Source organism: Lyngbya sp. CCY1209 (assembly GCF_035615495.1).
Taxonomy (GTDB): Bacteria; Cyanobacteriota; Cyanobacteriia; order Cyanobacteriales; family Microcoleaceae; genus Limnospira.
The window spans coordinates 1-9,733 of record NZ_JAJENU010000261.1 but is presented as its reverse complement, the minus strand read 5'-3'; the positions used below and the strand labels follow the sequence as shown (position 1 = coordinate 9,733).

The 9,733-nt window shown below is 43.6% G+C and carries 5 protein-coding genes; all 5 read right to left on the bottom strand.

Features of this window, described 5'->3' with window-relative positions:
* Positions 1–131 precede the first annotated feature (131 nt).
* The 5 genes from LKE08_RS07370 to LKE08_RS07350 are packed head-to-tail and all read right to left on the bottom strand — an operon-like array spanning position 132 to position 9,496.
* Positions 132–2,477, bottom strand: coding sequence for a hypothetical protein (locus LKE08_RS07370; RefSeq protein WP_324703565.1), 2,346 nt, complete (start codon positions 2,475–2,477; stop codon positions 132–134).
* Positions 2,478–2,482: 5 nt separating this feature from the next.
* On the bottom strand, positions 2,483–4,210 hold the full coding sequence (locus LKE08_RS07365) for a phospholipase D-like domain-containing protein (RefSeq protein ID WP_324703564.1): 1,728 nt from the start codon (positions 4,208–4,210) through the stop codon (positions 2,483–2,485).
* Complete coding sequence (locus LKE08_RS07360; RefSeq protein WP_324703563.1) at positions 4,207–5,760, bottom strand: hypothetical protein; 1,554 nt, start codon at positions 5,758–5,760, stop codon at positions 4,207–4,209. The genes LKE08_RS07365 and LKE08_RS07360 overlap by 4 nt, the downstream gene beginning before the upstream one ends.
* Positions 5,753–7,333 (bottom strand): DUF2357 domain-containing protein, encoded by a 1,581-nt coding sequence (locus LKE08_RS07355; protein ID WP_324703562.1) that lies wholly within the window; start codon positions 7,331–7,333, stop codon positions 5,753–5,755. Before LKE08_RS07355 ends, LKE08_RS07360 begins: the two co-directional genes overlap by 8 nt.
* Before the next feature lie 6 nt (positions 7,334–7,339).
* Positions 7,340–9,496, bottom strand: coding sequence for an AAA family ATPase (locus LKE08_RS07350; protein WP_324703561.1), 2,157 nt, complete (start codon positions 9,494–9,496; stop codon positions 7,340–7,342).
* Positions 9,497–9,733 lie beyond the last annotated feature (237 nt).

Sequence of the window (9,733 nt, the reverse complement as noted above, 5' to 3'; positions counted from 1 at the left end):
CTCCCCCTTATCAAGGGGGGCTGGGGGGGATCATTCTCCCCCTTATCAAGGGGGGCTGGGGGGGATCATTCTCCCCCCTTATCAAGGGGGGCTGGGGGGGATCATTCCGCTCAAAAACCACCCGATCATTTTCAACTCCCCTGCAATAAATTATCGCAATCTTCCTCGGTCGATTTTTCTTCGATTAACTCTTCAAAAAGTTGATTCAGCGACTTTTCTCTGCTAACCTGATTTAACTTGATTGGTTCACTAACAAACCTAGCAATAACCTCTTTGGCTAAATAATACTCCTCGGAACTGGGTTGACAAAAACCCGCATCAAATTCTCTAAAACCCAACAAATACGAGAGAGATAAAAACACATTTTGCTTGTACTGATCCTGCAAAGAACTGGGGTTTTCTTTTCGTAAATATTCTAAAATTGTCAGAAAATGGTGGCGATAATCAAAAAGATGACGCGAATCTTGGAAATTAAAATACCAGAGCAAAATTCGACCGTAACCCCACATATACCACATATATCCGTAATTGGTGAATCCCTCAGAATTATCGAATAAATTAAAATATCGTTGTTGTAGGGATTCATTTATAGCAGTTCTCGCTAAATACTGAAAATATTGAGCGTTAATTCTTGTATCGTCTATAATGTTCGATTCTTTGGATTCATTAAAATAAAAATCGGACAAAATATAGGGTGAAAATTTATACAGCTTCCCTACCCACATCAAGGCACTGTTAACGAGATTTATTTTGGATCTATGGCAAGGGTAAAGCTTGAGAATATCCGGAATTTTTTGCCATCGAGAATCGCTCAAAACAGCCGTCAATTCGGTTAACTCCTCGGGATCAATATATTGAAGAACATCGAGTCTATGACTGTTTTTCGGCAAAATACTCGTGATTTGAGATAGCAATCCGGTTAATTCCTGGTCTTTTTCACGTTGTTCTGGACTGCGATTTTTTGAAATATTTACCATTTCTAATTCGGCAACTATTTTTTGCAAATAGTCTTGTAATCTTTGCCGGCGATCGCTATTATATCTAAATAACTCGATTTGCTTATTCGACTTTTCTGCACGGGTTTGACTCAATTTTGCATGGGGAATGTAACCATAGTATTTGACTATTCGATCAGTTAACTCCGCTGTGATGTGATACTTATTCTCAATATCTTCAACGGCTAAAATCGGAGATGAACCCGGTGTTAGGGTAAATTTTATCCTCACCTCCACATCTTCCGTCACTTGTTTTTCTTCCACAGAAATGCTATAATCTTGGGGAACTCCGTTTTTACAAAAATCCTCGCCATTCACCCGAATCGGCAGCGTCGGATTTAAGTTGTCTTTGGGAATTCTAAAAGTATCCTTGTTGTCCAATTCCGGAATGGTTCCAATCAACTCGCGGGATTCCCCTTCACGGGAAATGATATCGCCTTCCGTCAGTTGAATCCACCTTTCTTGATCCTCGATAGCAATCTTAAACTCGATTTTATCTAGGTAAATTCCAAACAGAGGTAATCTAGACCCATAATTCTGCTTGTGTCTCCAGATGCGGTCAAAGTCTCGACGCTGACTGGAAACAAAAATCACGCCGGGAAGGTAAGAGGTGACTTGAGATTCGATGAATGGATGATATTGAGAAACTAAAACAAATTGATAATTGGGATAACGTTGGATTAAATCCTTAATTTCTTCTAAATTGATTTTGCTTAAAATAATTCCTCTTATTTTATCCCGAGATACCGTCACATTTTTATAAAAAATGCGGCCTTGATGGTATATTTCACCGACCAAGGTGATCTGTTCTTGATTGATAATATCTTTCTGAAAGAATGCAATTTTTTGCAAGTGATTCGCGAGGTGATTGATGGTCTGCGATTGATTCGCCAACCCCGGAAAATGAGCGGTCAATATTTCGGATGCAATCTCTTCACAAATTGACTGATAAGTTTCGATGGGATTCAATCTTAATTGATATGGGATGGGAGTTTGATGCTTCAAAATAGGAGTTGGATTCTTAATTTCAATCGGAATCATTTCCCGAGAAACCCAATTATCTAAATTTAAAAATAACAGATGTCGATCAATTTGGATATCTTTTATAGTGTAATAGTTGTTCCAATAATGATAAGCACTGCCGTATAAGTAGGCTTCTTGGGATGCCAAAAAATGACTGGTACTCAGAGTTAATAAATCGATAGTATCGGGAATAATGAACAGTCGCGGAGTTGACCCGGTTGATAACTGAGTCCCCATGCAAGTCAGTTCTGTGGGGTTAACCGTCAATCCTGACGGACAATTTTCGCTCAAAATAGGTTGATTCAAATATCGATAATCGCCGTAATCTTTAAGCAAGTTTTTATAGCCTCTCGGCAAATCTCCGGGGGTGGGAGTTAAAGCGTCTGGAGTTTTGTTAAATTGATGTGCGTATTGACGGCATTCAACGTAAGATTCCAAATTAAATAATCGAGTTGACATAACGATCAATTCTCCTCTTTTCTGGATTTAAAACACTTTACGATTGCCGAAATTTCTTGTTTATTGGTTGTCTTGTACATCAAATCATGAAAATCAAAGCTGTTGCGATAAAAGTTAAAATTGATGCCGCCGATATAGGCGACTTTGCCTTGAATAAGGGTGATTTTAGCATGGCAGTTATCTTTAGGAATAATTGTAAAATCAGCATCCTGGCAGTTCATTTGAGAGTCGATAAAAACTCGGGTATTTGATAACTTCAAAAGTTCTCTCAATTCCGGCGTGGGTCGAAAGCTGCGGCTGATGATAACGATATTTCCCCGAAACCTCCGAAGTTCGTCGAGTAAATCTCGATAGTATTGGCGGGGATTTAAAAGCTGAGGATGGGAAACAATTTGGGGTTGATGGGGACGGGGGATGGAACGCAAGGTCAACACATTTCCGGAACCGATGATATCATCTTGGGTGTGGTTATCCCAAAACTGACCGAATGTTTGAATGAGTTGGGAATGTAAGGGAGTGTTTCTCCAAATTATCCCCGATTCCAAATTTCGATCCAAACTTCCGGCGGTCAAATTGCAGGAACCTAGATAAGCATATTGTTCAGAAATGCAGGTTTTTAAGTGAAATTTTCCACTTCTGATTTGTAGCTGATTGGGGTCGGTTGCCAAGAATTTTCGCAGACACCTGATCTTTTTTTCGTCTGACCTTTGGTAACTGATTGGCAATTTTTGTCTGGACTCCACTTGACTATCAATTCTATCAATTACTTCGTCCCTCAAGTCGGTGAGAATCCACACGCCTTGGGGGAGTTGGGATGACTTTTGACAAATCAGTTCTGCGACATCTTCATCTTCGATGATATAGCTAGATACCAGCAAAAATTGTTCTGCTTTATTGATAATCTCAGCGATCGTGTTTCGACTATTTCTTGTGAAGATCAACTTTTTGCCGGGTGAAAAACTTGATTGGGGTTCGAGGCGATCGGGAAAATGACGGGTTTTGAGTTTTCGATCGCATCTATATTGTTCCACCAAATTGGCGACATCGCCGGGTAAGTCCGCACGATCGGATCGCCGTTTTTGCAGGAATTGAATAGCCTGCTGTAGAGGTGGGGGAAGTTCCGCAAACTGAACCGTCAGCGACAGTTGAGACGAAAACGTCACCTCGGCTTCATCACTGGATATGGAGGTGAGAAAATAATCGATTTTGGCAGAATCTTCTAAATTGTCCCAAGTCTCGATCGCCTCTTTCCAGATCTTCTCGGACAGTTGGGGAGAGAGACTCGGATGGCGATCGCCGGTTAAAATTAAGGTGTAAATTCCCTCCTGTTCCGACACTTGACAGGGAAAAACGGGAATTTGGCGATCGTCCGGTTGCAGCGAAAATCTGACTTCCCCATCCTCGTCATCACAACTGACAAATAGATAGTCATAAAATTGGGGTTCCGGAAGATTTTGGGAAACCTGGGGATGTAAAAATTGCAACCCGGACAGTTGATAGAGTTCCGTTTCATCCGTCACCTGATGGAACTGTTTTAATAATTCGATCAACGCCGAACGGGGGACAAAATCCAAACCGAAAGATTCTCGCAAAAGTTGGGGAGTCCGCCTCTGGGTTTGGGTGGCGACAGCTTGAACCTCCCGCAACAGTTCGGCGAGGGAGATGCTGCTAACCCCTTCTCCCGTGGAGGATTGCCGATAAAATGTTCCTTTCAATTGACATTGAACTTTCATGATAAAATCACCGTCCTTTCTCCCGTCCTGTTTCTGGGAATTTCCAAATTCTTCAAGGGTGAAGCCTGTCGCCATCGGTCAAAGTCTCCGACCAGAATCAAATAATCTTTGGCCCGAGTCAAGGCAATTTTTGTCCGTTCCCAGTTCAGGTTTTGCGGGTTTCCGGTACAGCAAAAAAAGACGATTTTTCTCTCTTTTCCACTCCAGTTATCGATGGTGTCGATAAAATATTGCGGACATTCCCGGATTAACCGTTCCCGTTCTCGTTCCGAGGTGGCAATGATGCCGATATCTTCCCCCGGTGGCGGTAAATTTGCCGACCACTCCGAGATTTTTTCAATTTCAGTTTGGTCGGTAATATTTTGCCACACCAGGCGATGATTCCAGGCGGGTAAATGGCGGTAGATGGGTTCGGTGTGGGTTTGAATCCAGGTGTCAGAAATGAGGGAGTAAACGGGAGTGGCAATTTCCGGATGCAAGCGAAACTGTTGGGTGAGTTTATAGGAATAAGCCGGCAGTAAATGCTGAGAGAGGAAGGTAAAGCCGTCAATGCGGCTTAACATTCTGCGGTTGCGTCTACTGATATAAGTATGGCGTTCGTCGCCGAACAATATCAATTTTTGACCCGAACCCGCCAACAGGATTAATTCATCCCAGCTTAAATATTGGGATTCTTCTACAATGACCCAATCGAATTGGCTTTGCCACAGAGATTGATTCGCCGCATCAAAAAACTCTCTGACGGTTGCCAAGATGGGGATTTGGGGATTATTTGCCAACTGTGTTGCTAAGGTTTGGATGTCGCGTTCGGGGAGACTTCCGAACAGTTGACTGAGGCTGAGTTGTTGTTTGAGTAAGGGTGTCAGCCGTCGGAGTTGAATGGCGAGGATGTCCCGCCTCGCCGGGGTTAAATCGGGAAATTCCGTTTGGAGAAGCCGGGAAATTTCTACTGTAGATTTGTCGGCAATTCGCGGCAGCCAGGTTTCGAGTTTTGCGGGGGTTCGCAGTTTTGCTAATTCGGAATCGGGGAGATAGGAGGCGGGTAAATAATCCATCTCTGGCCGAGATAGGTGATGATTTTTTAGTTGTTCTGCGATCCAGTTTTGATGGCTTTCTAACTGGTTCAGCCTGCATGGATATCCGGGTAATTGTTTATAAGCCTCCAGGACACTGGGATGGTGGCTGAGGATCAAAATTCGCTTTTCGTGGCGAATGGCGGCGTCGGCTAAATTGGTGGCGATGCGGGTTTTTCCCGTGGCGGGAGGGCCGGAAATTAATGCGTTCGCACTATTGGAAAGGGCCATTTCTAAGGCGATTTGCTGATGGCCATTCAGGGGATAGGCGGGGGTGATACTGGGAAAATTTAAGCCGGTTCTTTCGGTCAAATAAACCCCGCCGTCACGGACGGTTTCTACAATTAACTTTAGGGGTAACGGCAGTTGTTCCCGCAGCAGCGACAACCGTTTCCCTATCGCCTGTATTGTTGACGGCGAATCGTTTTTAGAATTCAGTAAATTGTTCAACTCCGACCAAAACTGTTGTTCATTCATCGTCCGTCAATTGATTGATTAAACCTTTGATAAAATCGGATATCATATTCACCGTCTCCCTCCAACCTTCCTCGGCGAGAAAGTTGGGAGTTGGCAGCAACCAGACTTTTCTCGGGTTCTCAAAATTCCATTGATTGAGTGTCTGCGACGAAAATTTATTGGGGGAAACCTGCAAGTAAAAAATCAGTCCGGTTTTGATGTCGGGTTCCCGTTGTTGCTGGTTTCCGAGATACTCGACGGCTTGTAAAATTACCGCATCGGTGGGACGATACCAAAACACCCAAATGGGGATTTTAATTTGTCGAGTTTCCAACCGGTCCGAGTTCAAGTCGTGAATCTCTAGGTTTAACAGCCAGTCCCCCCAGCCAATATCCTCCGGTTTTTCGATAGTAAAATTATAAACTTTGTCTTTTACAAAGACTTGAATTTTAAGATTGACTTCATTTTCTGCGATTAAATAACGTCCCGTTTCGGGAACCATCCGCCGCCGCAACTCGGCGGTGGGGTTGACATAAAAATTTTCAAATTTGGTCAAAGCCATCAGTAAACAGAGAGAGATGACATCGGCGAATAACCGATTCCGAAATCCCCAGATTTTTTGCTTTTCCTTCCTCTTCGCCAGATAATCAAGATAGGCTCGATAGAAGCTATTGTAAATCGGGTGTTGCAGCAAAACGTAATTGGGTTTGAGCAGTTGAAACCGCCTCAACTGTCGGAGAATTTGCCGGACGTGGGGTTGATTTCTAAAGGCTTTAATAGACTGGCTAAAACTGCGGTTTTCTTCGGCATATTCAGACCCCAGGCGGATGGACTCCAAATATAAGATTTTGCCGACAAAATAAATGAGCAATCTATTTTCGGGGGTGTTGTAGTCCTGATGGCGTCTGACGGCCATCAACTCTTGGCGGGAACCCCCTTTTTCGGCGGCATTTCTGCCGGGACGGCGGGTATAATCCCGCAAACAATAGGCATCCATTTCTTGAATGCGTCCGATGGGGGTCAATTCCGCTCTGCGTCGCAGTTGTTGACGCATTTTGGGACTGATGGTTTGCAGCTTTTTGTTTAATTCGTAGCGATTTTGTAGGGTGATAATTAGAGGTTTTTGTGCGTCTTTAATTTTGGCATCTTTATCCGGCAAATCAAGGACGCGAACCGTGGCTGTTTTTCCCACTTTTTCCGAAATCAAGTTTTCGATCAAACCCGTGAAAACTGGCAAGCATTTGGCGACGGTATCATCGAAGCGATCGCCCAATTTTTCGCCCCAAATTTTCGACTGGTTTTCATCTTCAAAATTGTCGCGATCGCACACTTCATCGGCAATCTGAATCGCCACCGCAGTCGGCTCCAAAGTCAACCCGTATTTTAATTCATTCTGGTGATGTTCCAGATCGGAAATTTCCAAATAAGGAAAAGCGATTTCATACAATCCCCCGCCGAGAGCGATCGCTTCTTTACAGGTAAAATTTTTGGCTTCATTTGCCAAAATAATGGGGCGATCGCACACCCGCAAAACCCCATAATTTTCCACGGCTTTACTATTCAGATACGCAAATAAACTCGGATAAATTTGCATGATTTACTACTCCTCCGGATAAATCAATCCTTTCCACTCAAATTGACCTGTCGAACTGTTTCTGGCTTTTTCAAACGCTCCGTTCAAAGGAGGATCATTCAATTCATCAATCAGTTGTTTCATCTCTTCGAGTTCTTCGTGGTAATCGTCCACCATCAATCCCCGCAATTTCGGTAATAACTTCTGTCCAAACTGGTCGGCTAAAGCATGGCGGAACTCCGGAGATGCCACCTGCGTCACCCCGGGATAGTTGACGACATATTTCGTGATGGCCTGATAAACGCGATGAGCAAAGGGATGTCCGATTTTCTCCATCACATCATTGGCTTTATCCAAATATTCTTTAACCTTTTGAACGACAGGAGAATCGACTTGTGGGTTTTTAGTCCACGTCTTAAACTGTCGATAATCCAAATAAATGGGACGTCGGTTCCCTCCAGAACCGTTTTGATTTTCTTCCCGCAGCCTCAAATTTTCCGGCTTGCCAAAGGTCAAAACATTGGCTCGGTCTAGCACTTTGTCCGATAACGTTTGGGTGGTTTCATCCTCGTTCATCGTCCCCACGAATAAAAACTGTTCGGGAATTTTAAGGCGACGTTCCTCCTCCCTCAGCGGCAAACTTCCCAAATCAATTTCTAAATAAGTGTCGCCGGAACGACGGCTTTCGAGTTTGGAGAGAAAATCGCTGAAATAATATTCGACCCGAGCCAGGTTCATCTCATCTAGCAACACGATAACGATGCGATTTCTCATCTGCTCGTCGTGGTTGTATTGATACAGACCCCGCATCAAATCCGTCGGTTTAAATTTCTTTTCGATATAATTGTAGAACCCTTGCAAATCTTGCGGGGAATCCCAGCGGGGTTGCACCGCCAAAGTCAAACGCTGGGCTCCAATAAAATCGGCGTATCGTTGGGGAAGTTCACTTTTTCCAGTCCCGCTAATCCCCGCCAAAACCACCAATGCCGAGATATCCTGAACTTTTAAAGAGGTGTGAAATGCGTTGACCACCCGCCGGGGAAATGTCAAGCCTTGTGAGTTCAGGTATGTTATAAAATCTTGTAAAAATTGACGTTCTGCCTCCCCACTAATGCCGATATTCCATCGCGTTGGCGGCAAATTATTCCACACCTTGTCTGTGAGCGCCTTCATCGCAACTTCGGCATTATTGCTGAGATTTTCTAGTTCTCCTCTCAAACGCTCAATCTCTTCTTGACGCTGCTGTTTTTCTTCTTGTAAATGAGCGGTTTGAACTCGCAAGCTATTGAGGGTTAAATTTTCCGTATTGATTTTATTTTCTATGTCTTGAAAATCCAGACTTTTTCTGCGGATTTCAGAATTAAGATTTCTGATTTGCATTCTTAATTGTTCAATTTCTTGATACTCTTGTTGGTGTCCCTGAATCGCCTGCAAAATTCGTTGCTTTTCAGCTTCCAACCTCTCAATTTCCGGACGTAGCTGCCGGATGGTTGTTAACAAGTTTTGCTGTTCTGCGGACAAGGCATCGTAACTGGCTCGGATGACTTCCAACTCGGCTTGTCGAGTCTGAAGGGTTTGCAATTCCTCAGTCTTGCCTGTGATTTGCTCTGCGAGTTCCTGTAATTGACCCGTTCTGGCGTGATATTGTGCTTCAACTGTAGCGAGGGACTGTCGTTTATTTTCTAACTCTTTTATCTGAGAACTGAGAGCAATGACTTGACCTTCTAATCCGCTTTTTTGTTGGCTCAGTTCTCCGATTTTCGCTGCAATTTCTTCCAACTGCCCCAAATTGGGATTTTGGATTTTGATTCTCTCTAGCCGAACCTGCAAATCTTGTCTTTTTTCTTCGAGTGTATCGAGTCTTTCTTGGGTAAACTTTAAATCATTTTGTTTGTTGGTCAACTGACTGTCAATTTGGCTCAAATTTTCAGTCAAATTTTTGAGTCGATCTTGTATCTGTTTTACTTCGGAATTTAGCCGTTGACGCTCTTGTTTTAAATTCTCTATTTCTTGTGTGGTTTTGAGGGTTACTCCGGACGATTTTTTGATGCTTTCAATTACAACCGTTGCTCCTCCCAATCCACCCAAGGTACTGCCGAAGATGGTACTAACAGCGTCTTTGGATGGGGAAATGAAGAATGCAGCCGCACCTCCAGCAAGACAAGAAGCACCGACGATCGCCAAATCTTTGATCGTCATCGCCAAATTTTTAATCATCCCGGAACCCTGAAATCTGCTACTTCTGCTATCCTATCGCCGGCAACTGGAGAAATTACGCAAATTTCAGGAAAAATTTATGTAAATTTTTGTTAATCTGGCGCTGGTTTCTTCCTCCCCACCGCAATATAGCGCTGCGCGCGGTCCTCGGCAGTCGGTATTAGGGAGTCGGAAACTGAAACGGCTTTTCTATAAGGGTTTGAA